Source organism: Atribacter laminatus (assembly GCF_015775515.1).
Classification (GTDB): Bacteria; Atribacterota; Atribacteria; order Atribacterales; family Atribacteraceae; genus Atribacter; species Atribacter laminatus.
Genome location: NZ_CP065383.1, coordinates 3,002,924 through 3,029,729, shown reverse-complemented (window position 1 = coordinate 3,029,729; position 26,806 = coordinate 3,002,924). Strand labels below are relative to the sequence as shown.

Here is a 26,806-nt window from a genome sequence, read left to right as displayed (position 1 = left end):
TTAATAGGAGGATAAACATTATGGCTGAGATGGAAAGAAGCCAGATATTGCTATGTGCTGGAGCAGCATGTGTTTCATCAGGTGCATTGCTGGTCAAAGACGCACTTATCCGTGAAATTCAGAAAAATGGATTAGAAAATGAAGTCCGGTTAGTAGAAACCGGGTGTGTTGGGCCTTGTAATATGGGTCCATTGGCGATCATCTATCCAGAAGGAGTTTTTTACCAAAAGTTAGTTCCCGAAGATGCTCAGGAAATTGTCGAAGAACACCTTTTAAAAGGAAGAGTGGTCAACCGGCTTCTTTTCCAAGGACCCGAAGATGAGCGAAAGAAGTTTATTGAAGAAATTGATTTTTTCCAAAAGCAGGTTAAGATAGCCTTACGGAATTGTGGTTTTATCAACCCTCTGAATATCCAAGAATACATTGCTCGAGATGGATATCTTGCTTTAGGAAAAGTTTTATCGTCGATGAAGCCCGAGGAAGTTATCGAAATGGTTAAAAAATCTGGGCTTCGCGGACGAGGAGGAGCTGGCTTCCCAACCGGATTAAAGTGGGAATTGACCAAAAAAAGCCAGGATACTCCGAAGTATATTATTTGCAATGCTGATGAAGGTGATCCAGGAGCGTTTATGGATCGGAGCATCTTAGAAGGCGATCCCCATTCAGTTCTTGAAGCCATGGCAATTGCCGGGTATTCCATTGGTGCGAATCAAGGGTATGTTTATGTGCGTGCCGAGTATCCGCTGGCAATTGAACGCCTATCCATTGCAATTGACCAAGCTCGTGAGCTGGGACTCCTTGGCAAAAACATTATGAACAGTGGATTCGACTTCGATGTTGAAATTCGTATTGGGGCTGGAGCTTTTGTTTGTGGAGAAGAAACAGCACTGATAGCTTCAGTTGAAGGACGACGGGGAATGCCCAGACCCAAGCCACCTTTTCCAGCCCAAAGTGGCTTATGGAATAAGCCAACTGTCATCAACAATGTTGAAACCTGGGCGAACATTCCATCAATAATGAATAATGGTCCGGAATGGTTTGCTTCCATCGGAACCGGGAATAGCAAAGGAACCAAGGTATTTGCTCTTGCTGGCGATATTAACAATACCGGATTAGTAGAAATTCCAATGGGAATGACCCTTGGTGAAATTGTTTATGACCTGGGTGGTGGCATCCGCGATGGAAAAAAGTTCAAAGCTGTCCAAATTGGTGGCCCGTCGGGTGGGTGCATTCCCAAAGAATTCCTGAATGTAAAGATTGATTATGATTCTCTGAAAGAATTAGGAGCCATTATGGGTTCCGGTGGCTTGATTGTCATGGATGAAGACACCTGCATGGTGGACTTGGCTCGGTATTTTTTAGAGTTTGTCCAAGATGAATCCTGTGGAAAATGTACTCCTTGTCGAATTGGAACCAAGCGAATGTTAGAAATTTTACAACGAATCACCGAAGGCCAAGGTCGAGAAGGAGATATTGAGCTGTTGGAAGAATTGGCAGTTCAGATTAAAAATACCGCACTCTGCGGTTTAGGGCAAACCGCTCCCAATCCAGTTTTAAGCACCCTGAAGTATTTCCGCGAAGAATATGAGATGCATATTCGTGAAAAACGCTGCCCAGCTGTCGTTTGTCGTTCTTTATTCCAATCTCCCTGTCAACATGCCTGTCCTTTGGAAATTGATATACCAGGATATATTTCGCTCATTAAAGAGGGTGAGTATGTTGAAGCTCTCCGAGTCATTCGTGAATCCAATCCATTGCCGTCGGTTTGTGGGCGAGTTTGTCATCGACCCTGTGAAGCGAAATGCCGACGAGGCCAGCTTGACGAACCAGCAGCCATTGACGATTTAAAACGCTTTGTGGCCGATTATGCCATGAAAAATCATATCATGTTGCCGGTTATGATGGACCGTAAGCGGGATGAAACTGTTGCCGTAGTCGGGTCAGGACCAGCTGGTTTAACCTGTGCTTATTATTTAGCGAGGAAAGGATATTCGGTAACCATTTATGAATCACTACCGGTTGCAGGAGGGATGTTGGCTGCCGGTATTCCAGCCTATCGTCTACCAAGGGAACCGCTCAACTGGGATATCGATCAGATTCGGGCAATGGGTGTAAAAATACATTTAAACACAACTATTGGTAAAGACATTTCCCTAAACGAATTACAAGAAAAGTTTGATGCCGTCTTTTTGGGGATTGGAGCATGGAAAAGCGCCCCTCTGGGAATTCCTGGGGAGCAATTTGATGGCGTTGTTCCGGCGCTCGATCTCTTAAAAACCATCAATTTAGGAGGAACGATTGAAGTTCCTAAAAATGCTGTGGTCTTAGGTGGTGGAAATGCCGCCATGGATGCTGCTCGAACTCTTTTAAGACTGGGTTCTGAGCAGGTGAATATTGTTTATCGAAGGACCCATTCGGAAATGCCAGCCATCCCAGAAGAAATCGAAGATGCCGAGAAAGAAGGAATTATTTTCCATTACCTGATGGCCCCGTTAGAAATAGTCGGAGATGAAAATGGAAAGGTCAAGGCGATTAAATTGCAGCGTATGCGTTTGAGTGAATTTGATCGAAGCGGAAGAAAAAGACCGACTCCAATCGAAGGTGCAGAAATGATAATCGAGTGTGATATGGTCATACCAGCCGTTGGTCAAATGCCTGAAATTGATGAACTTGGAGACGGTTTACAATCCGATCGATGGGGGAATGTTACCGTCAATCATTATTCTCTTTCCACCTCCCGACCAGGCATTTTTGCTGGAGGCGATATGATTGGAGCTGAAGCAACCGTTGTTAATGCTATGGCTTTTGGGAAAAAGGCTGCCTATAGTATTCATCAATATCTCCGAGAATTAAAAGGTGATGAAGATGAAGAGTATATTGCTGAACCGGAAAGAATGAGAACTGTTGAAGAACCACCGGTTCTTCAAGAAATAAAAAGGGTTTATATATCTGAATTACCAGTGAAAGAACGGATCTGTAGTTTTGCTGAAGTGAAAATGTGTATGAGTGAAGCCGATGCCAAACGAGAAGCAGAAAGGTGCTTACGATGTGATTTAGAAAAGAGGATGAAAAAGCTTCATCAACTTGTTGCTGTGGAGGAGGAAGAACAATGATCAAAACGGTAGATGCTGAATTGGTCTATTCCAAGGTTGATGAAATCATCGATCGATATAAAGAGGAAAAGACCCCATTGATGGCTATACTTGAGGATATTTCTCAAATTTACGGTTATCTCCCCAAGGATATTTTAGAACGAATATCCCATAAAACCGGTATTCCTTCGAGTAAAATATACGGGGTGGCAACTTTTTATTCTTTTTTTGAAACCAAACCAGTGGGGAAGTATGTCATTCGAATTTGTAAGAATGCTCCCTGCCATGTTTTAGGCGCTACCGATGTGTTAGAAACCGTAAAGAGGGAATTAGGAGTGAAAGAGGGCGAAACCACCAAGGATGGTTTATTTACCCTTGAAGTTACCAGTTGTCTAGGAGTTTGTGGTGTCGCACCGGCAATGATGATTAATGATGTTACTTATGGAAACTTAAATACCGAACGTATTCGAGAAATATTTGCTCTATATCGATGACCGAGAGGGGGGATTTTATCTATGCTTTTTCGTGCACATGTATTGGTTGAAATGACGAGTAGTTCGGTTGTGTTAGGCGCTGCTCAGGTCCGAGAAAAATTTGAGAAAGAAATTGAACGGGTTGGTCTTTCTCAGGAAATCCGGGTTCTTGATACCGGATCATTTGGAGCAGGGCTCCCTTCTCCTTTTGTGGTTATTTTTCCGGATAATGTTGTATATGCTCCGATCAAGCTTGATCAAGTTAAAACCATTGTTGAAGACCACCTTCTCAAGGGTAGGCCGGTCAAGAACTTTATGTATTCAGGTCGAACCGAAACCGCTCCTCAACATTTTCAACCTCTTTCTCCTTTAGCACAAGAGAAGCGAGTGGTTTTGAGGAATAGTGGCTATATTGATCCAACCAATATTGATGATTATATTGCGCGGGACGGATATATAGCTTTAGGAAATGTATTATCTGGTTCTCCTGAAGAAGCAATTCAAATAGTAAAGAATTCTGGATTACTTGGTAGAGGCGGTGCCGGTTATCCAACCGGATTGAAATGGGAGTATACTCTAAAAGCCCAAGGAGATGAGAAATATATAGTTTGTAATGCTGATGAGGGTGAACCGGGGACCTTTAAAGATCGTCTGATTCTCGAGGGAGATCCTCATTCTATCCTGGAAGCAATGGCTATTGCTGGGTATGCAGTGGGAGCTCATCAGGGATATATTTATGTCCGAGGCGAATACCCGGAAAGTATCCGTCATTTGGAAATAGCCATTTCCCAAGCTCTGGATTACGGCCTCTTGGGTGACAACATACTCAATTCGGGATTTTCTTTCCGAATTGGCATTCGAAAAGGGGCAGGAGCCTATATATGTGGTGAAGAAACCGCGCTTTTGGAATCGATGGAAGGTGGTCGAGGAGAACCTCGAATCAAGCCGCCTTACCCTCCTCAAAAAGGTTTATGGGGAAAGCCGACGGTTATCAATAATGTCGAGACTCTTGCCAACATTCCACCAATTTTTCTTAATGGACCAGAATGGTTTAAAAATATTGGGACACCTACCTGTCCGGGAACCAAGGTGTTTACATTAACCGGGAATGTGATCAATCTGGGACTTATTGAAGTTCCCATGGGAATCACTCTTCGAGAATTAGTTTATCAAGCAGGTGGGGGAATCAAAAACGGCCGTGGGCTTAAATTAGTTCAAACCGGAGGTCCTTCTGGTGGGACAATGACTCCCGATTTGCTTGATGTTCCTATGGCTTTTGATACTCTTCCTCGTTACCAATCGGCGCTTGGTTCTGGTGCATTGACTGTGATCGATGATACTCATTGTATAGTCGATGTTGTAAAGAATTTCTGTGAGTTTTTTCTTCATGAATCATGTGGGAAATGTACCCCCTGCCGAATTGGAAATAAAAGAATCGTTGAGATGCTAGAACGGATTTCTTGGGGAAAAGGTACCGAAAACGATATAGAAAAACTTCAGTTTTTAGGTGAACATATCAAAAGAACATCCTTCTGTGGATTGGGTCAAGCAGCTCCAAATCCATTACTCCGATGCTTGGATTATTTCCGAGAGGAATTTGAGTCCCACGTCATTGAAAAACAGTGTCCGCTTAATGTTTGTCCAATGGAAAGCCCAAAAAAAATAAAATCATTGAAGGTCTGATTAAGAGAAAGGAGAGAAGAGAATGGCAAAAGTCATACAAAATAGAAATGAAAAAGAATCTCCAGAAAAGCTGGTAACGATATTCATTGATGGACGAGAATGTCATGTCCCAGAAAATTTAACTCTTTTAGAAGCCTGCCGAATGGAAGGATATCATATTCCAACCCTCTGTTACATGGATGGTCTCACGCCCTGGGGTGGATGCCGAATCTGTGTGGTTGAGGTAGAAGGCCAACCTAATTTGGTTGCTTCCTGTGTTACACCAATTCGGGAAGGGATGAAAGTTCTTACGGCTTCAAAAAAAGTACGAGAAGCCCGAAAAGCTAATCTTGAACTGATTTTATCGAACCATCCATTAGATTGCCAGCTCTGCGATAGAAACCAATCCTGTGAACTGCAAAGCCTTTGCTATGAATTTGGCGTTCGAGAGATTCGCTTTCAGGGAGAAAGAAAAACTCATCCGGTTGATACCAGCAGCCCGGCCGTAAAAAGGGATCTTGATCGATGCATCCTTTGTGGCCGATGTATTCGGACCTGCGCTGAAATTCAAAGCGTTTTTGCAATTGATTTTGCCGATCGTGGGTTCAATACCTATGTCAGTCCTTCATTGGGGCTTCCTCTGGGTGAGAGTGTTTGTATCAATTGCGGTCAATGTGTTTTAGCTTGTCCTACCGGTGCTCTTTCGGAAGTAAGTCATGTTGAGATGGTTTGGGATGCCATTGACGATCCGGAGAAATATGTTATTCTACAAACCGCTCCTGCGGTGCGAGTTAGTATTGGTGAGCCATTTGGGATGCCCATTGGAAGTATATCAACCGGAAAAATGGTAGCTGGCTTACGCCGTTTAGGTTTTGATGTTGTATTTGACACCAATTTTGCTGCAGATTTAACTATTCTTGAAGAAGGAACAGAATTTATCAATCGAGTGAAAAAGGGTGGGAAATTACCCTTGATTACTTCCTGTAGTCCAGGTTGGATCAAGTTTATGGAACATTTTTACCCGGACCTAATGGAGAATGTATCAACCTGTAAATCTCCTCAACAAATGTTTGGTGCCATGGCAAAAACCTATTATGCCCAAAAAATGGGTATTGATCCTCAGAATATAGTGGTTGTATCTATCATGCCTTGCACTGCAAAAAAATATGAGTGCCAACGGGATGAAATGAAATCCAGCGGATACCAGGATGTCGATTATTCTCTTACTACCCGAGAAGCAGCTCGAATGCTCAAAGAAAAGGGTATTGATCTCAAGGATATGCCTGAAGAAGACTTTGATCCAGCCCTGGGTATTTCAACCGGTGCGGCAGCGGTATTTGGTGCTACCGGTGGAGTCATGGAAGCAGCTCTGCGAACGGTATATGAGGTTTTAACTGGAGAGACATTACCTCGGATTGACTTCACCGATGTCCGCGGTATCGATGGAGTAAAAGAAGCAACCATTAAAGTTGGTGGGTTAGAGGTGAATGTTGCCGTTGCTCATGGATTGAGAAATGCACGGAAAGTATTGGATTTAGTCAATCAGGGTAACTCAAAATATCATTTTATTGAAATTATGGCTTGTCCCGGAGGATGTATCGGTGGAGGAGGTCAACCTATCCCAACTAATTTGGAGATTCGTATGAAGAGAATTGAAGCGATTTATGAGGTTGATCGAAACCTTCCAATTCGGAAATCTCATGATAATCCAGCTATTAAGAAACTCTATGAAGAATTTCTTGGCGAACCGAACAGTGAAAAGTCGCATCATCTATTACATACCCATTACACCTGTCGGGAAAAAATGTAATGAATTAGGTTTTAAACAATTAAAAATTTTTGTTTAAGCTAATCATTCCGTTCCCCTTAACTGTATAAAAGGGGAACGGAATGTGTGTTTTCCTGCTTTAATCCTTCCCGGTCTCTCTTGTAAGGAAATTGAATCTCGAGTACAATGAATTTCTATGGATAAGGTTATTTTATCAATTGATCCTGGAACCGAAAAGTGCGGAATTGCGCTTTTAGATCAAAAAGGAGGGGTGATTCACCAGGCAATCCTGCCGGTTGACGAATTAGAACCCTCAATAAACAAATTATCCAAAACATATTCACCTTTGAAAGTCATCATTGGGAACAGTACTGGCCGCAAGAAGGTAGTACAATTAATGAAAAAAATGAAAATGAACTATGAGTTTATTGAAGAAAGACTCAGTACTTTGGAAGCTCGAAAACTTTATTTTAAAATGAATCCACCTCGAGGCCTTAAAAAGCTTTTACCAAAAGGTTTTTTAGTCCCTTCGGTAGCGATTGATGATTGGTCGGCGGTAATAATCGGCCAGCGCTATCTTTTTCATAATAAATCGGACGGTGACGACCATGATGTTACCTCATGATATTGGTTCTACTTTAACCAATTTGGCCAGAAAGGCCATTGAACATTATTTAATTCACCAAACCAATCTTCCGGTACCTAAGGATCTTCCTCGGGAGTTGTACGACCAAAAAGCGGGAATTTTTATTTGTCTCAAAGTTCATGGAAAACTTCGAGGATGTATCGGTACTTTTCGTCCCCAGCAAGATCATTTAATTTCAGAAATTATTCATAATGCCGTAAGCGCTGCTGTTGAGGATCCCCGCTTTTCTCCGGTTACTCTTAAAGATCTTCCCAATATTCATATTACCGTTGATGTTCTGACTCCTCCTGAATCTATTCCCTCTCCGGATCAACTTGATCCAAAGAAATATGGAGTTATTGTTCAAAAGGGTTGGCAAAGAGGTCTTTTGCTTCCTGATATTGAAGGAGTTGATTCTATCCAGGAACAAATCCGCATTGCTCGTTCCAAAGCTGGGATTAGAGCCAATGAACCAGTTGAACTCTTTCGGTTTGGGGTTGAACGATATAGTGAATTAGAAAATAATGAGGATGATCACCGATGATTGAAGCTCAATATTGGACAGCCGAGTCTGCTCAGAAAGTAAGATGTGTGCTCTGTCCCCATCAGTGCCGAATTAATCCAGGAGGACGTGGACTTTGCCAAATACGAGAAAACAGATCCGGGGTCTTGTACGCCTTAACCTATAACCGGATTTCCGTTGTTCATATGGATCCGATTGAGAAGAAACCTTTATACCATTTTTTTCCTGGAAAGGAAATTCTTTCGGTTGGAAGCGTTGGTTGCAATTTGAAATGCCAATTTTGTCAAAATTGGGAGATATCTCAAAGCGGTTTTGTTGATAATCTTACTCAAATGGACTCCCAAAGAATTATTTCACTTGCTCAATCTCAAGGATCGATAGGAATTGCCTATACCTACAATGAACCTTTTATCTGGTGGGAATTTATACGAGAAACCAGTGAAAAAGCAAAAAAGCTTCATTTGAAGAATGTTTTGGTAACGAACGGATACGTTAATTCACAACCACTCCTGGAACTCCTTCCCTTTATCGATGCGATGAACATTGATTTAAAGGCGATGGACGATGACTTTTATCGAAGATACTGTGGCGGATCTTTATCACCGGTTTTGGAGACCATTGAATTGAGTTATCGAAATAAAGTACATATTGAAATTACCAATCTTTTAGTAACTGGTCTTAATCATACTCCTGAACACATCCAGCGTTTGGTTGATTTTGTTGCTTCAGTGAGTCCTGAAATCCCCCTCCATTTCTCTCGGTATTTCCCAGCTCATCGGATGGAAACACCAGCAACCGATCCTAAGGTACTCCTTGATGCTTATCGAATTGCTCGAGAAAAATTGCACTATGTTTATTTAGGGAACTATTCCGGAACCGAAGGACAAAACTCCTATTGTTCACATTGTGGAAGACCTTTAATCACCCGTACGGGTTACCGGACTTCTTTTAGTCATTTGGAGAAGGGTCATTGTCAGAATTGTGGAACTCCATTTCCTTTGATAGATGAATGAAACAATATCATTATTTATTGATTTTTCTTTTTGGCTTGGGAGCCGTTTTTACCATATGGATGGTTATAAGGCCTAGTTCTTTACAACATTTTATTTATGAAGGTTTTGATACTTGGATTGAAGTTGACCTTCCAGCCCGGCATCAGGGTTTTTCAAACAATATTGCAACAATTATCCAAGAAATGGATGAAAAATGGGATCGATTTGATCAAAAGAGTGAAATAGGGAAAATAAACCAAAGCCAAGAGTTAATAGAGATTAGTAGCCAAACCTGCGACTTGATTTTACATGCTCAAGAGCTGCAAAATCGAACCGAAGGTTTTTTTCACATTTTTCTTGGATCATTGATGGATGAATGGAGTTTTAATAGTAATCCTCGACTTCCTTCTTCCGAGCGGATTCAAGATCTAATTGAACAAATTGCTGAATCTACTATTATCATTAATAGAGAAAAAAGAAGTGCTCAAAGAACTGGACAAGGGAAGATAGATTTGGGAGGAATAGCTAAGGGGTACCTGGTAGATAAAATCATAGTTGAGTTAGAGAAAAAACAAATATCACCAGCGTTGGTAAATGCGGGTGGCACAGTTTTTGCTTTGGGGAAAAATTTTCGAGTAGGTGTTATGCATCCCCGACAAGAATCATTGGTTGGAGTTATCGAAGTAAAAAATCAGGCGGTATCAACGTCGGGTGATTATTATCGTTTTTTTGAACAGGATGGTATTCGCTATTATCATATAATCAATCCCTATACCGGATACCCCGCGAGCTATTTTTCCAGCGTGACAGCGGTTTATCCGAACGCAGCAGATGCTGATGCTATCTCGACAGCGGTTATGGCAGGTGGACCTGAGCTGATCCCAGTTGTGGAAAGACGGTTTCCTGGTGTGGCTATTATTGCTATACAAACCGATGAAAAGTTAGTTATGAATGATGCTGCCTTAAAAATATTTCAAAAGGATTCGACGGATAAAATTCATCCATGAATAAAAAGATATTGTTTATTCTCATCATTACAATTGTTTCTTTTCAACTGGTGGTTTTTTCTATTCAAAAACATGAGTCATCAAGTTGGTTAGGATTATTCCGGTGGATTGCTATTCCCTTTCATCGTGGATGGCTAGTTGTTCAGAATGGGTTAGACCAGGTGGTTTCCAGTTTCACATCAAAAAGATTTTTACTGGAAGAAAATAAAAATCTTCAAAAAGAGGTTGGCCGACTTCAGAACGAACTAACTATTTTAACTGAACAAATCCGTGAGTTAGAGATGAAATTTACCGCTGGAACTATCGAAAAGCAAATACCTTTTGATGTCATTCCATCTTTAGTAATTGGTCGAGATCCTTATGATTGGTTTGGCAAGCTGATCATCGACAAAGGAACCAGCGATGAGATAATTCCTGATTTAACGGTTGTCACCTATCAAGGTTTGGTGGGAAGAGTAGAACAAACATATCCCAATTATTCCATTGTCCGTCTGATTTTAAGTCCTGAAATAGCAACTGGTGCAATCCTTCAAAAGAGTCGAGATTTGGGCGTAGTGGAAGGGGATGGAAGAGGGCTATGCGTTATGCGGTATGTTTATCGAGCTTCCCAGGTTGAAGTTGGCGATTTAGCAATAACATCCGGTTTGGGCACTAGCACTCCCCGAGGTATTGTTATTGGCAAGGTGTTAGACATTAAAGAATCTGAAGGAAGCCTTTTTAAAGATGTCATCATACAACCGGAATGTGATTTTTCTCTATTAGATCAGCTATTTATAATTCGGCCTACTATTCACGGTGATAGTAATGACGCTCAGTAAATTGCTGCTGATTATTTTAGTTTTTTTTTCATTAAATTTTTTTAAAAATAATGTAATGACCCAATATTGGCCAATATTGGGTCAACTCTCCTTTTTACCTTTTATGATATGGGTGGTTTGCGTTTCTGAAAAAAGATGGTTTCTCGCTCTGATTTCCTGTCTTTTCATAGCTTTTCTAGCAGAAATTTTTTCTTTTTCTATCTTTAATTTGCAAATATTATTGAGTATCGGACTTTTTTTACTGGCACAGACCTGGATTTCCTTTTTTTCGATTTCCAGTGGATCACTTTTTGGTTTTTGTTTGACAGCTCCCAGTGTTGAAATATTTTTTATTATAATCTTACAATTATTTACCAGAAGCATTCAATATTCTTGGTTGTTTTGGATCGAGTTGTTGATCCTTTCTTTTTTCTTAAACCTCCTTGCGCTTTCTGCTTGGTTGTATTACTTCCCACCTGAGGGGTTAAATAATGTGGAATGAAAAACCAAAAATAGCCGTAAATCATAGAATAGAATTATTTACCTGGATTTTGTTTGGAATATTTGCCTTTCTTTTTTTTAATTTGTGGTATTTGAGTGTATTGCAATCTGGTCTCTATCAGGAAAAATCTGAACGTAATCGGATTCGAGTTATCCCGCTCCAAGCACCTCGAGGTATAATAACCGATCGACATGGTCAGATACTCGCTCAAGATGTTCCGAAGTTTGCAGCCGTCTTGTTACCAGGAAGTGCAGATCCGGAAAAAAGCCGTCAGACTTTGGAAAAAATTATTAAGAGGAAAATTGAAGAGCCGCTACGTGACCGATATTCTGGAGAAATCATTCTTACTACACAGATGAGTATCGAGGAAGTGGCAATGGTTGAAGAAGCGAGAAAAGAACTTCCTGGCGTCATGATAGAAGCCTATCCAATGAGAGTTTATCCACCCGGTGAAGATATTGCCCATATTGTTGGATATGTGGGGAAAATTAATAGTGAGGAACTAAAAAGATTTGGTCAGACCAATTATAACAATGAAGACATTATCGGAAAAAGTGGAATTGAACTTAATTATGAAGAATTCCTCAGAGGTGAAAAAGGGTATAGAAAAATTGAGGTTGATGCATTGGGAAGGATAGTCCGCATTTTAGACACCGACTTTCCCCGATTTCGGTATACCTTAACCCTCACTTTAGATATGGAATTGCAAAGATATTGCAATGAACTCTTAGCTGGGAAAAGTGGTGTAATTATAGTTGGAGATCCAACTAACGGAGAATTATTGGCAATGGCCAATCAACCTTCTTTTGAACCCAATCTTTTGGTTGATGGGGTAAGCCAAGAGGAATGGAATGAATTAATTGAAGATCCTCAAAAACCCTTAACAACACGTTCTCTTCAAGCTCTCTATCCACCCGGTTCGATTTTTAAATTAATAGTTGGCTTAGCTGCTCAAGAAGCGAATATCGTTTCAAGAGATAGAACAATTTTTTGTCCAGGGTACTATGAATACAACAATCAGAGGTATCCTTGTTGGAGAAAATCCGGTCATGGGAGATTGACCTATGAGGATGCCCTTGCTCAATCATGTAATGTTACATTTTACACCTTAGGTTTGGAGTTAGGTCAAGAGAGAATAATTGATATGGCGAGGCGTTTGGGTTTTGAGGCGGGTACTGGAATTGATTTACCGGGGGAGAACCACGGCTTTTTGCCTACCTCTCGTTGGAAAAGACAGAAAATCGGAGAACCTTGGTATCCGGGAGATACCATAAATCTTTCTATAGGGCAAGGGTATCTCTTGGTCACTCCTTTTGAAATTTTCCAAAGTGTCGTTACAATTTCCAACCGGGGGATTTTATATACTCCACATTTTTTAAAGGTAATACAAAACGATAAGGGAGAGGTAATCGAACGAGTGCTCCCAAAAGTAAAAAATCGAATAGAGTTAAAGCCGGATACCTGGGAAAGACTGATTCGAGGAATGACGAAGGGGGTCGCTGAGGGAACTGGTAGAGCTTGTCGGGACTTGCCAATCCCCATAGCTGGGAAAACTGGAACCGCTCAAAATCCTCATGGCAACGATCATTCTTGGTTCGCGGGCTTTTTCCCGGTTGAAAGTCCCCGTTATGTTTTTGTGGTTTTAGTTGAAAATGGTGGTGATGGAAGTGGAGAAGCAGCTCATCGAAGTAAGGATTTAATTCAATGGATCTATGAGCATCGGGAGAGTACGCTTAATGAAAATGGTTAAAATATTTCCCTTCATTATTCTTTCTCTTAATATAGTAGGCCTTCTGGCCGTATATAGTACTGATCCACTTCGTGGTGAAGCTGGCTTTTTTCAGACATTTTTTGGAAGACAACTGATATGGTGTCTGTTGGGATGGTTGGTTTTCTGGGGAATCAGTCGTATCCATTACCATTGGTTTATCAAGTTGGGATGGATGCTTTATTTGATTATAATACTCTCTTTGATAGCAGTTTTGCTTTTTGGAAGCGGGGATGATATAGGAGCTCGGCGTTGGTTATTTTTTCGTTCTGTTCAACCTTCGGAGTTTTCCAAGGTTGGAATGGCGGTTTTTTTAGCTGCGTTTTTGAGTGCTCAACCTGAAGAGTATGGAAGCTGGCAACTTCTTTTAAAAGCTTCGCTTTTATCAATTATCCCAACTGGTTTGATATTCCTCGAGCCGGATTTAGGAACCGCCCTGGTCATAATCATTCTTTGGTTTTCGGCATTGTTTTTTTGTGGGTTTCATTGGAAAAAAATCTTGGCTGTTTTTGCTAGTTTGTGGGGTTTCATTCCATTTTTTTGGTTATTTTTGCACGATTATCAAAAAAAGCGGCTGCTGGCTTTTTTTGCTCCTCAATCCGATCCCCTGGGAACGGGATATAATGTTCTACAATCTCAAATTACTATTGGAGCAGGAGGTTTTTTTGGAAAGGGATGGCTTTCGGGAACTCAATCCCAACTTCGCTTTCTTCCCGCTCATTATACCGATTTTATTTTTGCTTCATGGTGCGAGCAGTGGGGCTTTGTTGGAGGCATAGTTATCCTTGGTCTATTTTTCTGGCTTATTTGGTCAGTGTTCCGAATTGGGATAGAAACACCTGATTTGGAGGGCAAAATACTGACCACTTTATTTGGTTCAATGTTTGTATTTCAAGTGTTCATTAATATTGGCATGAATTTGGGTGTTATGCCGGTAACCGGCATTCCCTTGCCATTTATTAGTTATGGGGGGAGTTCGCTATTTATCAATATGATAGCTATGGGGATGGTATGGAATATCGCCAAATCGGGAGGAAATGAATAGTGGTAGAAAAAATACCAGATCAAGATAATTTTTTTAAAAACGAATTACTCAAGATTACCAAGCCAGCACGTTATATAGGAGAAGAATGGAATATTCTTATAAAAAATCCTTCCGAAACGACTTGTTCAGTTGTTCTTGGATTTCCTGATATCTATGAAATAGGAATGTCTCATTTAGGATTAAAAATTCTTTATCAGATATTAAATGATCTTTCCGGAGTTCGCGCTGAACGAGCTTTTGTTCCTTGGCCAGATTTAGGAAAGCTTATGAAAGAAAAGGACATCCCGCTTTTTAGCTTAGAAAATAAAACTCCCATCCGGTTTTTTGATATAGTAGGGTTAAGCCTGCAAACCGAAATGAACTATACCAACATCCTTTATTTTCTTGATTTAGCTCAAATACCCTTCAGAAGCTCGGAAAGGGGAGATGACTTTCCAATTATCATTGGCGGCGGAGCATCAACCTGTAATCCAGAGCCAATCAGTGATTTTTTTGATGCTTTTTTGATTGGCGAAGGAGAAGAAGCCTTGGTTGAAATCGTCCAAATTGTTTCGGCTATGAAAGGTCAAAGAAAAGGTGACATTTTATCCGAATTGGCAAAGGTTGTTGGAGTTTATGTGCCAAGTTTTTATCAGGTTGACTATTCAGAGAATGGAGTTGTTTCAAATATTCAAACCATGGATAAAAGGGCATTTCCTCAGATTCAGAGAAGATGGCTTGAAGATTTGGATAGAGCTTCCTACCCAGAGACAATACCAGTTCCTTATATAAGTATCGTTCATGACCGAATTCCTCTTGAAATTTCACGGGGTTGCACCCGGGGTTGTCGTTTTTGTCAAGCAGGCATGATTTATCGACCTCAACGAGAACGATCGCCTGAAAATATCCTTCGTCTTGCAAAAAAATTGGTAGCTTCAACCGGTTATGAAGAAATATCTCTTCTTTCTTTAAGTAGTACCGATCATTCTCGAATTGAAGAAATCATCTCAGGCCTCTCTCGACTATTTGAAGCAAAAAATGTTAATATTTCCCTTCCATCCATACGAATGGATACATTCTCAGTTCAAATTGCTCAGAATTTAAAACGTGTTCGGAAAAGTGGTCTCACTTTTGCTCCTGAAGCAGGTACCGATCGTCTTCGTCGGATTATCAATAAAGGATTAACCGATCAGGAAATATTTTCAACTTTGGAAAAAGTCTTTGAAGGTGGTTGGGATGATGTTAAACTTTATTTTATGTTTGGACTTCCCGAAGAAAAAGAATCAGATTTGGTAGGGATCTCGCAATTGGTGAATGAAGGTCTTCAGATGGGAAAAAAAATACGCGGTAAAAAAGTCAGCATCCATTTAAGTGTTTCTGCTTTTGTACCAAAACCGCATACTCCTTTTCAATGGATAGGCCAGAATAGTCTTGAAGAGTTTGAAGAAAAAATCCAGAGGATAAAAGCTGGTTTTTTCAGAGATCGTCGTATGATCCGTATGAATTGGTCGGATTTTAGAGAAAGTGCTCTCGAAGCAGTATTAGCCCGCGGTGATCGGAGGCTATCAACAGTGATTGAAAAAGCCTACCAATTAGGTCAAATTATGGATGGTTGGAGAGAATTTTTTTCTTTTGAAAGATGGAAACAAGCTTTTGAAGAAGCGGGTTTGGATTATCGCTTTTATTCGGAAAGATGGCGGGATCCAAAAGAAATTCTTCCTTGGGATCATATCTCCTCTGGAGTGAAAAAGGAATATCTCTTAAAAGAGTGGGAAAAATCCCACCGTCAAGAGGTTACCCCCCGATGTGTTCATTTTCAGGAGTGTATGGGCTGTGGGGTTTGTTCATCATGAATCTTCTCGATCGCTACCGTTATCGCTGTCGACACCTTAAGTTAGTGCCTTTTCATCTTCTTTCCCAATTAGACCTGAATCGTTTTTGGGACCGGGCCTTACGTCGGGCGGAGCTTCCAATAGCTTTTTCTCAGGGTTTTAATCCACGACCCTTGTTATCCTTTGGACCGGCTACTGTGACTGGTGTGATAAGTTGGACTGAATGTCTTGATATGACCTTTTATGAATCGATAGAACCTGAACAAATTAAAAACCTTCTTAATTCTCAGGTTCCAGAAGCAATGAGAATTGTCGAAATTAATTCGATCCCTCTCGACTTTCCCAGTATTATGAAATCGATAAACAGTGTCCAATATGTTTTTATTTTTAAAGATGATGGTAAAATGAGCAATCACCATGGATTTTTTTCTATAGAAGATATTGAAGAATTAGAAAGAAAAAAACTGGAAAATCAAAAATGTATGGTATCATTCTTATTTAAGAAAAAAAATATACTTATGAATCCTTATAAATCATTAGAATTTATATCCAAAGAATCGGGTTTTAATCGAGAAAACCTGCTGGAAGTTATAAAGCAAAATTATCATTGGTCTTACTCAGTGGAGGGTTAAGCTTTGAAAAAAGATATCGTCATAGATATGTCTGAAGCCGAAGTACGCGCTGCCCTTTTAGAGAATGGACAGGTAGTAGAGTTTTTCTTTGAAAGAGCGGCCGAAAAACGATTAGCAGGGAATATTTTTAAAGGGGTCGTAGAAAATGTACTTCCCGGCATACAATCGGCTTTTGTTAATACTGGTTTTGATAAAAATGCTTTTTTGTTTATTGGAGATATCCTGCTGGATGAAAAAGGAAAAGTAAATAGCATAGATCAGCTTCTTCAAACCGGAAAGGAAATTGTTGTTCAAGTAGCCAAAGAACCAATGGGAACGAAGGGAGCACGAGTGACGACCAAAATTTCCTTACCAGGAAGATATGTGGTTTTAATGCCCGGGATGAATAATATGGGTATTTCTCATCGAATTTCTTCTTCAGAAGAACGAGATAAGCTGAAGAAATTAATTGATAAAATTCGGCCTGCAAACATGGGAGTCATAGTGAGAACGGTTGCTGAGGGAAAAAGTAATGAAGAAATAAAAGAAGACATCGAATCATTGCTTCGTTTATGGAATCGAATTATGAAAAAAGCCGAACTCATTTCAGCCCCAGCGGTTCTTTACGAAGAAGCAAGCCTGATTTATACGCTCATACGAGATGTTGTCGATGATAATTTAGGTGAGATTTGGATTAATTCCTATTTTGGGTTTCAGAAGTTAAAAGATTTTATTGATTCAATCATTCCTCGTTTTGTTGATCGTATTCATTTCTTTGATAGTAAAGAAAATATTTTCGAGCATTTTAACTTGAATAGAGAATTAGAAAAAGCCTTATGCCGGAAAGTTTGGCTAAAGAGTGGAGGGTACCTGGTTTTTGATCGAACCGAAGCAATGACAGTGATTGATGTTAATACCGGGAAATATATTGGAAAGAAAGACCTCCAAGAAACCATCTTAAAAACCAACTTAGAAGCGGCGGAAGAAATTGCACGGCAAGTACGGCTCCGAGATATTGGTGGGATTATTTTAATTGATTTTATTGACATGGGGAAGAAAGAGCATCAAAAAATGGTTATGAATGTTTTTGAGCAATTTCTGTCTCATGACCGAACCCGTTCCAGTTTGGTTCAGATGAGCGAGCTGGGTTTAGTAGAAATGACTCGAAAAAGAGTTAGAAAAAATTTGGATGCGATTCTTTGTGAGCCATGTAATTGTTGTCAGGGTGAGGGAAGAGTTCTTTCGGTAGAGACCATTGCTATTAATTTTCTAAGACGAGTTGAAGAGATTTGCCGCCATTCTCATTCAATGACAGTTAGTTTCACAGTAGGGCAAGAATTGGGGGAATATTTAAAAAACAATGGGAAAATATTTTTAAATAATTTGAAAAGGGTCTATAGCAAAGAATTAGCTTGGAAAATCGATCCAAATTTATCTCTTCGTCGTTATTCGATTGTTGAAGTTGTGGAAGACGAGGATCGAGAATCTATCAATAAAATTGAATAATCAGCACTGGTTCTGTTTGACAAAGTCCTCTAATCTTGATACAGTCTTAACCGTTAAAAAGAAGGGTAAAAACCAATCTTCCCCTTCGTACAAAGGTGGTGGGGGGGGATTTGAATTGTTACCCACTCCGTCATTGCGAGGAACGAAGTGACGTGGCAATCTCATCCACCCACTCCGTCATTGCGAGGAACGAAGTGACGTGGCAATCTCATTTAGTAATTTTTTTAAAAAAGAATTAAAAAGATGAGATCCTCACGCCCTCAAAAGGCGAGGGCTCAGGATGACAGCATTTTTAAATATTAGTGCGTTTTCAGGATAGAATCATAACTTAGGAAAAAATGGAGGAGATTATTCATGTTCGCCCTTATCGAAGCCAGTGGAAAACAATATCCGGTACAAGAAGGCTCAATCATTCAGCTGGATAGTTTTCAAGGAAACTTAAAAGATGAAGTAATTTTTGAGCGAGTATTATTGGTTCGTAATCAAGACCAAGTAGTTGTCGGTCATCCCTATGTGGAAGGCGCTAAAGTTAAAGGTATGGTATTAAGAAATGGGAAAGCCAAAAAAGTAATGGTTTTTAAATATAAACCAAAGGTAAAATACCGACGTTTGAATGGTCATCGTCAGCCAATGACCTTAATAAGAATTCAATCAATTGAATCCTAACCATTGAGGAGGCTTTAATAACTATGGCACACAAGAAAGCAGGCGGAAGCGGAAAAAACGGACGCGATAGCAATGCACAAAGGCTTGGCGTGAAAAAATTTAGTGGTCAGTACGTTTTGGCTGGCAACATTCTCATTCGACAACGAGGGACCAAGATCAAGCCAGGGACAAATGTAGGGACCGCTAAAGATTACACCCTTTTTGCCCTTCAAGCTGGATATGTTGTTTATCAAGAGAAAGCTGGAAGGAAATATGTCTCGATTCTCCCTGAGATGCCTTCTCGGGATTCATAATTGTTGGCATCAATGGATTTGATAATAAGAAAATCTCCTTTTCATTATCCAACTTGTGGTAACCTATTATTGGAGAACCGTATAGTTGATTGAGTATCTTGGAGTGTTTAATTGTTTGTTGACCAAGCTATATTAAGAGTTCGTGCCGGTCGTGGTGGCGATGGTGCGATCAGTTTTTTAAGAGAGAAATATGTCCCTCGAGGTGGGCCGGCTGGTGGAAGTGGTGGAAAAGGAGGGAACGTAGTTGCTATTGCTTCATCTCAGAAAAAAACTTTATATGATATTGCTGTTCAGAAAGTCTATGAAGCATCGGATGGTCAACCAGGCAAGGGGAAGAACCAATACGGAAAAGACGGAGTTGACACAGTTTTAGTTGTTCCCATAGGTACTCAAATTATTGATCAAAAGGATAATCAAATCATTGCTGATTTGACGAAAGAAAGGCAAGAAGTCATAATTGCCCGAGGTGGACGAGGTGGACGAGGAAATAGTTCATTTGCAACACCAACCAATCAAGCTCCCCGTATTGCTGAAAAAGGAGAAACGGGTGAAGCGAGAGAGATTCGTTTAGAACTTAAGTTGATTTCTGATGTTGGCATTAGTGGTTTGCCCAATGCAGGAAAATCAACGCTCCTCTCAGTGGTAAGTGCTGCGAAACCACGAATAGCCGATTATCCGTTTACTACTCTTCATCCAAATTTAGGCGTTGTGAACCATCATGACCAGCAGTTTATTATGGTCGATGTTCCGGGAATTATTGAAGGAGCCAGCCGAGGTGTTGGTTTAGGCTTAGAATTCTTACGGCACATAGAAAGGACACGCCTTATCCTCCATTGTGTTGATCTATCCCAATTCTATTCTAAGAATAATCCTTACGATGATTTTTTAACCCTTCGTCATGAATTTGAGGCCCATAGCTCTTCTTTGGCAGCTAAGCCTTTTTTTGTCGTGGCTACCAAGCTTGACCTTATTCAAGCTGCTCAAAATTTTGGTGAGTTTAAATCAACTCTTGAACAGCAAGATATTCCAGTTTTTGGAATATCTTCTCTGACCAAGGAAGGGATAAATCAACTGCTCGATGCGATTATCGAATTTTTAAAAAATGCCCCCGAAATTATTACCGAAGAAATTCTTTCTCATTCTAAAAATATTGGATCGAATCCCGCCCAGCCCCGGCATTATCGATTTTCAACGCCTTTTCTTGATCGTTTAATGACTGAAATCGATTGGAACTCCGATAACGCGCTTTCTATATTTAATCAGAAATTAGTTCATTCCGACTTCCTAAGATATTTTTCGGCTATTAAACCCGGATCAATAGTTGAAATAGGAGATTTAAATTTTATTTGGACTGGAAAACACCTTGAAACCGATAAAACCTATTCCCAATGAAAAACTGAATAAACCAATGAAGCGAATTGATTTTATTGAAAACAGCCAGGTGGTCGTTATAAAAGTCGGAAGTTCATTGTTGGTTAAAAATTATATTTTAGAAATTTCCCGATTAGAAGAATTAGCTCAAAGCATTCATCAACTCCGTCAAAGGGGTAAAAAGGTCATTTTAGTAACTTCAGGCGCAATGGCCTGTGGTATGAGTCGTTTAGGGCTGAAACGGAAAAGAAACGATATCCCGTTCAAACAAGCCTTGGCGGCGGTGGGCCAAGGCATTCTCATGCAGAATTATTGCCAGGTATTTTCACGAATTGGTATTCCAGTAGCCCAGATATTGTTGGCACCGGAAGATGTTCATAATCGGCATAAGTATCTCAATGCCCGCAATACCTTTCAAACCCTTCTTGATTATAATGTACTACCGATTGTTAATGAAAACGATACCGTTGCCATAGCAGAATTAAAATTTGGTGACAATGATCGCTTATCGGCTTTAGTGGCATCGCTCATCAATGCCCAGCTGCTTATCATTCTTTCTGATATTGAGGGTTTATTTACTTCTGATCCCAAAAAAAATTCTAAGGCTCTTCTCATTAAAGAAGTTGAGAGGGTAGACGATAATATTGAAAAAATGGCCGGTCGGGAAGGAAGTAACATTTCGACTGGTGGGATGAAAAGCAAAATTATGGCAGGTCGTATGGCGACCTTTTCAGGTATTGGAGTCATCTTGGCTTTAGGAAAAGACTTTTCAGTAATTCAAAGAATATTTGCTGGTGAAGAGGTTGGAACTTTTTTTTACCCTCAGACCAAGGTCCTCAAAAACCGGAAACGGTGGATTGCTTTTGGAATGATGGCCCGAGGTCGGGTCTTCATCGACAAAGGAGCTTATTCTGCTTTGATGAGAAATAAAAGCCTATTACCAGCGGGGATAAAGGCAGTAGAAGGTATTTTTGATTCAGGTGACTGTATTGAAGTTGTCAATGAAGAAGGCCAATCAGTTGCCAAGGGCTTGGTAAACTTTTCATCGACAGAATTAAAAAAAATACGTGGTTTACATACGACTGAGTTACAAGAAGTTTTTTTTGATCAAGAGATAAGTGTTGAAGTGATTCATGTTGATAACTTAGTTTTATTTAATCGGGGGGGAGAAAAACGATGGTTGAAGATATGAAAGTGCAAGCTCAAAAAGCAAAAAAGGCTGCTCAGTTGTTGGCAACGGTTTCAACCCAGAAAAAAAATAATTTTCTCGATGATCTGGCTCAACGTTTAGAATCAGAACAATCGAGGATTGAACAAGAAAATCAAAGAGATGTTAAAAATGCTGTAAAAAACAATATGAAACCCGGGTATATTGATCGTTTAATCCTCAATGAAAAAAGAATTCACGGAATGGCAGATGGTTTAAGGCAAGTAGCTGCACTTGCTGATCCGGTTGGGGAAGTTATATCAGGTTGGAAAAGACCGAATGGTTTATTGGTAACCAAAGTGAGAGTTCCACTAGGAGTCTTGGCGATTATTTATGAAGCTCGACCGAATGTGACCATCGATAGCATCGGATTGGGAATTAAATCAGGAAACGCCTTAGTTTTGAGGGGAAGTAGCTCCACCCTCAATTCCAACCGATTACTAACCCTTTTCGCTCGTGAATCCCTCCTTCAATGTTCTCTTCCAGAAAATTCGGTTCAACTGATTGAAAGTACTAGCCATGATGACATTGCTCAATTGTTAACTTTAAGAGAATATATTGATGTCGCGATCCCCCGAGGAGGAGCAGGTTTAATTCATAATGTTGTGAATCATTCTCAAGTACCAGTTATTGAGACCGGTGTTGGGAACTGTCATGTTTATGTTGATGAAGAAGCTGATTTATCAATGGCAGAAAGGATTGTGGTGAATGCGAAAACTCAACGGCCAAGTGTATGTAATGCAGCGGAAACATTATTAGTTCACCAGGGAATTGCCCAAGTTTTTCTCCCCCAAATCACCAGTTCTCTCAAACAAGCCGGGGTTGAGATTCGAGGTTGCGAACAAGCTCGTCAAATCATTCCTGATTTGGTTCCAGCCACCGATGACGATTGGAAAATTGAATATCTCGACTTGATTATAGCCGTTAAGGTGGTAAAGGACCTTAACGAAGCTGTTGAACACATCAACACTTATGGAACACACCATTCAGAATCTATTATTACTGAAAACTATTCGAATGCCAGAAATTTTATGGATAAGATTGACTCGGCGGCGGTTTATGTCAATGCTTCGACTCGTTTTACTGATGGAGAACAATTTGGCTTGGGAGCTGAAATTGGTATTAGTACTCAGAAGCTTCATGCCCGGGGACCTATGGGATTGCAAGAATTAACTACAATAAAATATGTGGTTTATGGAACCGGACAGATTCGAAACGCTTAGAAAAGTTAAAATAAGATAACGGTTATTTGAACCAGATATCCCAAGGAGAGATAGTTTCTATGAAAAAAGGTATTATGGGTGGCACTTTTGATCCGATCCATTTAGGACATTTAGTAACCGCTGAAGAAGTGAGAGATTATTTTCATTTAGACGAGGTAGTTTTTGTTCCCTCGGCACGGCCACCCCATAAAGTTGGACAGGTGATAACCAACCCTGAACATCGCTATTTAATGGTGGTGCTGGCGACGATTACTAATCCCTATTTTCGAGTTTCCCGAGTAGAGTTGGAACGAGTTGGACCTTCTTATGCCGTTGATACTTTGCGATATTTTCGTGAATTTTGGGGAGATGACAGTGAAATCTTCTTTATAACTGGAGCCGACGCTTTTGCGCAGATTTCAAGCTGGAACAACCCTGAAGAGCTTTTCCGGTTATGTACCTTTGTAGCGGCAACTCGACCTGGTTATAAAATGGTGAGCATGGAAGAGAAATATCGGCAAAAGGTGAAAATGATAGAGGTCTCTGCTCTGGCTATTGCCTCATCAGAGATTCGGCGACGGGTTAAAAAGGGAGAATCAATTAAATATTTGGTTCCCGAGGCTGTTGAAAACTATATTAAAAAAAACGGGCTTTATGTCAATGAATGAGTTAATTACTAAACAACTAAAAAGCATGATTTCTCCTTCACGTTTCAATCATTCAGTTCGAGTAGCCGAAGAAGCCAGGAATTTAGCTGTTCATTTTGGTGAAGATCCTGAAAAGTCTTATATTGCAGGTCTTCTCCATGATTCAGCAAGAGCTCTTTCTTGTAAGGAGATGGTCCAATATCTCCCGCCCTTTTTTCTTCCAATTGGATATTCTATTCCAGCTATATTTCATGCTTTTGCGGGTCCCCGATTTCTTGCTAGCCAGTTCGATATTACCGACTATTCGATACTTCGAGCTGTTTGCTGGCATGCAACTGCCTGTGAAGATATGAGTAATTTTGATAAAATACTTTTTGTAGCCGATTTATCCGAAAGTGGACGTCGATTCAAAGAAAGTGATACAATTCGAGAAGCCTTGCAAAGAGGACTTCAAGCAGCTTTTATAAAAGCCATAGAAATGAAAGTGAATTATTTACTTGCAACAAAAAAGATTATTTATCCAGCTAGCATGGAAGCTTGGAACAAAATTATTGGAATATACTTAGAGGAAACGAATGATAAAACGCAGAAGAAAGAAAAGCTATAAATATTTGTATTTAATCATTGGATTTATTATAGGCGGAATCCTTTTTTTTGGTCTCAATAATCATAATGTTCGGAATAAATTGGTGCAAACAGTTATGGGTTATGCTCCACCAGAAAATACCACTATTTTAATTGTTGGGCAAGATAGTATTAAGCCTTTACGAAGTGATACCATTATTTTACTTTGTCTAAACACCAAGAGTGAAGAAATCCTTTTATTTTCTATTCCGCGCGATACCCGCATTGAAGTGCCGGGCAATGGTTATGATAAAGTCAACCATTCTTATGCCAAGGGCGGGATCCAGCTTCTCAAGGAAACTATTGAAAAAAACTTAAACATTCCTGTTCCATATACAGTGGAGATCAATTATCAAGGATTTGAAAAGGTTATTGACCTATTGGGTGGAGTAGAAATTGACGTAGAAAGTGATATGAAATACATTGATCGAGCCCAGGATTTGGTAATTGATATTTCTGCAGGTAAACAGCGCCTGAAAGGGGATAAAGCCTTACAATATGTTCGGTTTCGTAATGATAGGTTAGGAGATATTGGTCGAATCAAAAGGCAACAAAATTTTCTTCAGGCTTTGTTTAATGAGATTGATAATCCCTTAAACCTTCCGAAAATGCCCCAAATTATCCAAGAGCTCAGGCATGCTTTAGTTACCAATTTTTCCAATGAGGAACTCATTAACCTGGGCCTTTGGTTTAAGGACTTAAATGAAAGAGTGATGATAACTGATATGATGCCAGGAGAAGCTACCTATATAGAAGGAGTAAGTTATTGGGAACCAGATTTAGATACAACAAAAGAGTTGATTGCCGAATTCTTTCTCAAAGAAGAAAAAGTCGAGGAACAGCTGAATGAATCCTAAGGAAAAATGTTTAATCGTTTTGGAAGTTGCTGATGAAAAGAAAATGCAGGATGTTGTCGTTCTTGATCTGAGAAATGTATTTCCTGTAGCTGATTATTGGATCATTGGAAGTGCAGCGACCTTTATTCAAACCAAAGCCATTGCTGAGGAAATAAAAAAGACCTTGGACTCTTACTCAGTTCAACCTTTTCATATTGAGGGATTCGATGCTGGCGAATGGATTCTTATGGATTACGGTGACGTTATTGTTCATATTTTTCGAGAGGAAGAGAGACAATATTATCAGTTGGAAAAGTTATGGAGAAATGCCCTTTTGGTTTATTCAAAAGAATTGCAGGTTAATAAGTTTAACGAAATAGATTGACATTGTGCTGGAGAATATGTTATTTTACAGCTTCGGGTTCTCATCTTATTTTAAGTTTAATCCCTAAGTAAAAAAGTACAAAGAAAGTTTTTTTTATTAAAATTGTAAAAAATGCTGTTGAGACAGCGGAAGAATACGAATTTATAAAATAGCTAAAGAAAAAATGAAGTTGGTATGGTAAGGGAGGTCAAGAAATGCCAGGAAAAAAATATCAAATAACGTCGGAATCAGTAACCGAAGGCCATCCCGATAAAATGGCAGATCAAATTTCGGATGCCGTCCTGGATGCTATTTACGAACAAGATGCTCAAGGTCGTGTTGCAGTCGAGACTTTAGTAGCAACAGGAATGGTCATGATTGCAGGTCAAATTAGTACCTCATGTTATGTCGATATTCCACGAGTGGCAAGAGAAACTATTCGTGAAATTGGTTATACGCGAGCCAAATTTGGATTTGATTATGCAACCTGTTCGGTTCTTACTGCCATTGATGAACAATCACCTGATATTGCCTTAGGAGTTAATAAAAGTCTCGAATCAAAATTGGGTGAAACAACCGAAGACGAAGACCTTTCTCTGGGCGCTGGCGATCAGGGGTTAATGTTTGGATATGCTACCAATGAAACTATCGAGATGCTCCCATTTCCAATCGCAATGGCACATCGACTGGCTTACCGTTTAGCCGAAGTCAGAAAGAAAGGAATATTTACTTACCTTCGTCCTGACGGAAAGACTCAAGTGACAGTAAATTATGTTGATGGAATCCCTCGGAATATCGATACGATAATTATTGCTGCTCAGCACCATCCCGATATTAACCATCAAACTATCGAAACAAATCTGGTAGAAGAAGTTATTCGTCCGGTGATTCCGGCTGAATATATCAACAGTCAAACTCGTTTTTTGATTAATCCAACCGGTCGTTTTGTTATCGGAGGACCTCAAGGAGATACAGGATTAACCGGAAGAAAAATAATCGTTGATACTTATGGAGGAATCGGTCGTCATGGCGGCGGGTGTTTCTCCGGCAAAGATCCAACTAAAGTTGACCGTTCAGCCAGTTATGCTGCTCGTTATGTAGCGAAAAATATTGTCGCTGCTGGATTGGCCGATAGATGTGAAATACAGGTTGCTTATGCCATCGGTGTGGCGAAACCGGTTTCAATTTCAGTGGAAACTTTTGGAACTGGTAGGATTACCGATGAAGAGATTTTAGATATTATAAAGAAGACCTTTGATCTAAGACCAGGGGCAATTATTCGCGACCTTCGTCTTCGAAGACCAATCTACAAGAAAACTGCTGCTTACGGTCATTTTGGCAGAAATGATCCCGATTTTACCTGGGAACAGACTGATAAGGTTGAGATCATCCAGGATTTAGCCGGGATGTAAGA

25 protein-coding genes are annotated in these 26,806 nt (G+C 40.0%); all 25 read left to right on the top strand.

Translation table 11 applies throughout. The annotated features are described in order from the left end of the window. The first annotated feature begins 20 nt into the window (after nucleotides 1–20). The 25 genes from nuoF (RT761_RS13720) to metK all read left to right on the top strand — a co-directional run bounded on the left by nuoF (RT761_RS13720) (nucleotide 21) and on the right by metK (nucleotide 26,804). Nucleotides 21–3,113: an NADH-quinone oxidoreductase subunit NuoF gene (nuoF, locus tag RT761_RS13720; RefSeq protein WP_218111985.1), complete on the top strand. Its 3,093-nt coding sequence runs from the start codon at nucleotides 21–23 to the stop codon at nucleotides 3,111–3,113. Further along, the gene (gene nuoE, locus RT761_RS13715) at nucleotides 3,110–3,586 is read left to right on the top strand and encodes an NADH-quinone oxidoreductase subunit NuoE (RefSeq protein WP_218111984.1); all 477 of its coding nucleotides are present in this window, start codon (nucleotides 3,110–3,112) and stop codon (nucleotides 3,584–3,586) included. The genes nuoF (RT761_RS13720) and nuoE overlap by 4 nt, the downstream gene beginning before the upstream one ends. A gap of 21 nt (nucleotides 3,587–3,607) precedes the next feature. Next, nucleotides 3,608–5,248: an NADH-quinone oxidoreductase subunit NuoF gene (nuoF, locus tag RT761_RS13710; RefSeq protein ID WP_218111983.1), complete on the top strand. Its 1,641-nt coding sequence runs from the start codon at nucleotides 3,608–3,610 to the stop codon at nucleotides 5,246–5,248. A 22-nt stretch (nucleotides 5,249–5,270) separates the two neighbouring features. Beyond that, nucleotides 5,271–7,037, top strand: coding sequence for an NADH-dependent [FeFe] hydrogenase, group A6 (locus RT761_RS13705; protein WP_218111982.1), 1,767 nt, complete (start codon nucleotides 5,271–5,273; stop codon nucleotides 7,035–7,037). Between the two features lie 154 nt (nucleotides 7,038–7,191). After that, nucleotides 7,192–7,620: a Holliday junction resolvase RuvX gene (gene ruvX / locus RT761_RS13700; RefSeq protein WP_218111981.1), complete on the top strand. Its 429-nt coding sequence runs from the start codon at nucleotides 7,192–7,194 to the stop codon at nucleotides 7,618–7,620. Next, nucleotides 7,604–8,164, top strand: a complete 561-nt coding sequence (gene amrA, locus RT761_RS13695) for an AmmeMemoRadiSam system protein A (RefSeq protein WP_218111980.1) — start codon at nucleotides 7,604–7,606, stop codon at nucleotides 8,162–8,164. Before ruvX ends, amrA begins: the two co-directional genes overlap by 17 nt. Continuing rightward, a complete protein-coding gene (gene amrS / locus RT761_RS13690) occupies nucleotides 8,161–9,156 on the top strand; it encodes an AmmeMemoRadiSam system radical SAM enzyme (RefSeq protein ID WP_218111979.1) in 996 nt (331 codons plus the stop codon). The genes amrA and amrS overlap by 4 nt, the downstream gene beginning before the upstream one ends. Further along, entirely contained in the window at nucleotides 9,153–10,142 is a 990-nt protein-coding gene (locus tag RT761_RS13685; protein ID WP_218111978.1) for an FAD:protein FMN transferase, read from the top strand. Before amrS ends, RT761_RS13685 begins: the two co-directional genes overlap by 4 nt. Beyond that, a complete protein-coding gene (gene mreC / locus RT761_RS13680; RefSeq protein ID WP_218111977.1) occupies nucleotides 10,139–10,960 on the top strand; it encodes a rod shape-determining protein MreC in 822 nt (273 codons plus the stop codon). The genes RT761_RS13685 and mreC overlap by 4 nt, the downstream gene beginning before the upstream one ends. Next, complete coding sequence (locus tag RT761_RS13675; RefSeq protein WP_218111976.1) at nucleotides 10,947–11,441, top strand: hypothetical protein; 495 nt, start codon at nucleotides 10,947–10,949, stop codon at nucleotides 11,439–11,441. The genes mreC and RT761_RS13675 overlap by 14 nt, the downstream gene beginning before the upstream one ends. Continuing rightward, a complete protein-coding gene (mrdA, locus tag RT761_RS13670; RefSeq protein ID WP_218111975.1) occupies nucleotides 11,431–13,191 on the top strand; it encodes a penicillin-binding protein 2 in 1,761 nt (586 codons plus the stop codon). The genes RT761_RS13675 and mrdA overlap by 11 nt, the downstream gene beginning before the upstream one ends. Next, nucleotides 13,178–14,254: a rod shape-determining protein RodA gene (gene rodA, locus RT761_RS13665; protein ID WP_218111974.1), complete on the top strand. Its 1,077-nt coding sequence runs from the start codon at nucleotides 13,178–13,180 to the stop codon at nucleotides 14,252–14,254. The genes mrdA and rodA overlap by 14 nt, the downstream gene beginning before the upstream one ends. Beyond that, nucleotides 14,254–16,086, top strand: a complete 1,833-nt coding sequence (locus RT761_RS13660) for a TIGR03960 family B12-binding radical SAM protein (protein WP_218111973.1) — start codon at nucleotides 14,254–14,256, stop codon at nucleotides 16,084–16,086. Before rodA ends, RT761_RS13660 begins: the two co-directional genes overlap by 1 nt. Further along, entirely contained in the window at nucleotides 16,083–16,697 is a 615-nt protein-coding gene (locus RT761_RS13655; RefSeq protein ID WP_218111972.1) for a TIGR03936 family radical SAM-associated protein, read from the top strand. The genes RT761_RS13660 and RT761_RS13655 overlap by 4 nt, the downstream gene beginning before the upstream one ends. A 3-nt stretch (nucleotides 16,698–16,700) precedes the next feature. Beyond that, nucleotides 16,701–18,182 (top strand): Rne/Rng family ribonuclease, encoded by a 1,482-nt coding sequence (locus RT761_RS13650; RefSeq protein ID WP_218111971.1) that lies wholly within the window; start codon nucleotides 16,701–16,703, stop codon nucleotides 18,180–18,182. A gap of 354 nt (nucleotides 18,183–18,536) precedes the next feature. Next, nucleotides 18,537–18,848, top strand: coding sequence for a 50S ribosomal protein L21 (rplU, locus tag RT761_RS13645; protein WP_218111970.1), 312 nt, complete (start codon nucleotides 18,537–18,539; stop codon nucleotides 18,846–18,848). Nucleotides 18,849–18,871: 23 nt separating this feature from the next. Next, nucleotides 18,872–19,141 (top strand): 50S ribosomal protein L27, encoded by a 270-nt coding sequence (rpmA, locus tag RT761_RS13640; protein ID WP_218111969.1) that lies wholly within the window; start codon nucleotides 18,872–18,874, stop codon nucleotides 19,139–19,141. 111 nt (nucleotides 19,142–19,252) lie between these two features. Further along, a complete protein-coding gene (gene obgE / locus RT761_RS13635; protein WP_218111968.1) occupies nucleotides 19,253–20,533 on the top strand; it encodes a GTPase ObgE in 1,281 nt (426 codons plus the stop codon). After that, nucleotides 20,505–21,704 (top strand): glutamate 5-kinase, encoded by a 1,200-nt coding sequence (gene proB / locus RT761_RS13630; RefSeq protein WP_218111967.1) that lies wholly within the window; start codon nucleotides 20,505–20,507, stop codon nucleotides 21,702–21,704. Before obgE ends, proB begins: the two co-directional genes overlap by 29 nt. After that, nucleotides 21,689–22,942: a glutamate-5-semialdehyde dehydrogenase gene (locus RT761_RS13625; RefSeq protein ID WP_218111966.1), complete on the top strand. Its 1,254-nt coding sequence runs from the start codon at nucleotides 21,689–21,691 to the stop codon at nucleotides 22,940–22,942. The genes proB and RT761_RS13625 overlap by 16 nt, the downstream gene beginning before the upstream one ends. A 59-nt stretch (nucleotides 22,943–23,001) precedes the next feature. Further along, nucleotides 23,002–23,589, top strand: a complete 588-nt coding sequence (gene nadD / locus RT761_RS13620) for a nicotinate-nucleotide adenylyltransferase (protein ID WP_218111965.1) — start codon at nucleotides 23,002–23,004, stop codon at nucleotides 23,587–23,589. Continuing rightward, nucleotides 23,582–24,175, top strand: coding sequence for a bis(5'-nucleosyl)-tetraphosphatase (symmetrical) YqeK (gene yqeK / locus RT761_RS13615; protein WP_218111964.1), 594 nt, complete (start codon nucleotides 23,582–23,584; stop codon nucleotides 24,173–24,175). Before nadD ends, yqeK begins: the two co-directional genes overlap by 8 nt. Further along, complete coding sequence (locus tag RT761_RS13610; protein WP_218111963.1) at nucleotides 24,144–25,049, top strand: LCP family protein; 906 nt, start codon at nucleotides 24,144–24,146, stop codon at nucleotides 25,047–25,049. Before yqeK ends, RT761_RS13610 begins: the two co-directional genes overlap by 32 nt. Continuing rightward, complete coding sequence (gene rsfS / locus RT761_RS13605; protein ID WP_218111962.1) at nucleotides 25,039–25,413, top strand: ribosome silencing factor; 375 nt, start codon at nucleotides 25,039–25,041, stop codon at nucleotides 25,411–25,413. Before RT761_RS13610 ends, rsfS begins: the two co-directional genes overlap by 11 nt. 194 nt (nucleotides 25,414–25,607) lie before the next feature. Beyond that, on the top strand, nucleotides 25,608–26,804 hold the full coding sequence (gene metK / locus RT761_RS13600; RefSeq protein ID WP_218111961.1) for a methionine adenosyltransferase: 1,197 nt from the start codon (nucleotides 25,608–25,610) through the stop codon (nucleotides 26,802–26,804). Nucleotides 26,805–26,806 lie beyond the last annotated feature (2 nt).

Bases quoted from the DNA above. Each gene is read 5' to 3' on its own strand.
- nuoF (WP_218111985.1), top strand. From the start codon at position 21: ATGGCTGAGATGGAAAGAAGCCAGATATTGCTATGTGCTGGAGCAGCA.
- nuoE (WP_218111984.1), top strand. From the start codon at position 3,110: ATGATCAAAACGGTAGATGCTGAATTGGTCTATTCCAAGGTTGATGAA.
- nuoF (WP_218111983.1), top strand. From the start codon at position 3,608: ATGCTTTTTCGTGCACATGTATTGGTTGAAATGACGAGTAGTTCGGTT.
- RT761_RS13705 (WP_218111982.1), top strand. From the start codon at position 5,271: ATGGCAAAAGTCATACAAAATAGAAATGAAAAAGAATCTCCAGAAAAG.
- ruvX (WP_218111981.1), top strand. From the start codon at position 7,192: ATGGATAAGGTTATTTTATCAATTGATCCTGGAACCGAAAAGTGCGGA.
- amrA (WP_218111980.1), top strand. From the start codon at position 7,604: ATGATGTTACCTCATGATATTGGTTCTACTTTAACCAATTTGGCCAGA.
- amrS (WP_218111979.1), top strand. From the start codon at position 8,161: ATGATTGAAGCTCAATATTGGACAGCCGAGTCTGCTCAGAAAGTAAGA.
- RT761_RS13685 (WP_218111978.1), top strand. From the start codon at position 9,153: ATGAAACAATATCATTATTTATTGATTTTTCTTTTTGGCTTGGGAGCC.
- mreC (WP_218111977.1), top strand. From the start codon at position 10,139: ATGAATAAAAAGATATTGTTTATTCTCATCATTACAATTGTTTCTTTT.
- RT761_RS13675 (WP_218111976.1), top strand. From the start codon at position 10,947: ATGACGCTCAGTAAATTGCTGCTGATTATTTTAGTTTTTTTTTCATTA.
- mrdA (WP_218111975.1), top strand. From the start codon at position 11,431: ATGTGGAATGAAAAACCAAAAATAGCCGTAAATCATAGAATAGAATTA.
- rodA (WP_218111974.1), top strand. From the start codon at position 13,178: ATGAAAATGGTTAAAATATTTCCCTTCATTATTCTTTCTCTTAATATA.
- RT761_RS13655 (WP_218111972.1), top strand. From the start codon at position 16,083: ATGAATCTTCTCGATCGCTACCGTTATCGCTGTCGACACCTTAAGTTA.
- rplU (WP_218111970.1), top strand. From the start codon at position 18,537: ATGTTCGCCCTTATCGAAGCCAGTGGAAAACAATATCCGGTACAAGAA.
- rpmA (WP_218111969.1), top strand. From the start codon at position 18,872: ATGGCACACAAGAAAGCAGGCGGAAGCGGAAAAAACGGACGCGATAGC.
- RT761_RS13625 (WP_218111966.1), top strand. From the start codon at position 21,689: ATGGTTGAAGATATGAAAGTGCAAGCTCAAAAAGCAAAAAAGGCTGCT.
- nadD (WP_218111965.1), top strand. From the start codon at position 23,002: ATGAAAAAAGGTATTATGGGTGGCACTTTTGATCCGATCCATTTAGGA.
- yqeK (WP_218111964.1), top strand. From the start codon at position 23,582: ATGAATGAGTTAATTACTAAACAACTAAAAAGCATGATTTCTCCTTCA.
- RT761_RS13610 (WP_218111963.1), top strand. From the start codon at position 24,144: ATGATAAAACGCAGAAGAAAGAAAAGCTATAAATATTTGTATTTAATC.
- rsfS (WP_218111962.1), top strand. From the start codon at position 25,039: ATGAATCCTAAGGAAAAATGTTTAATCGTTTTGGAAGTTGCTGATGAA.
- metK (WP_218111961.1), top strand. From the start codon at position 25,608: ATGCCAGGAAAAAAATATCAAATAACGTCGGAATCAGTAACCGAAGGC.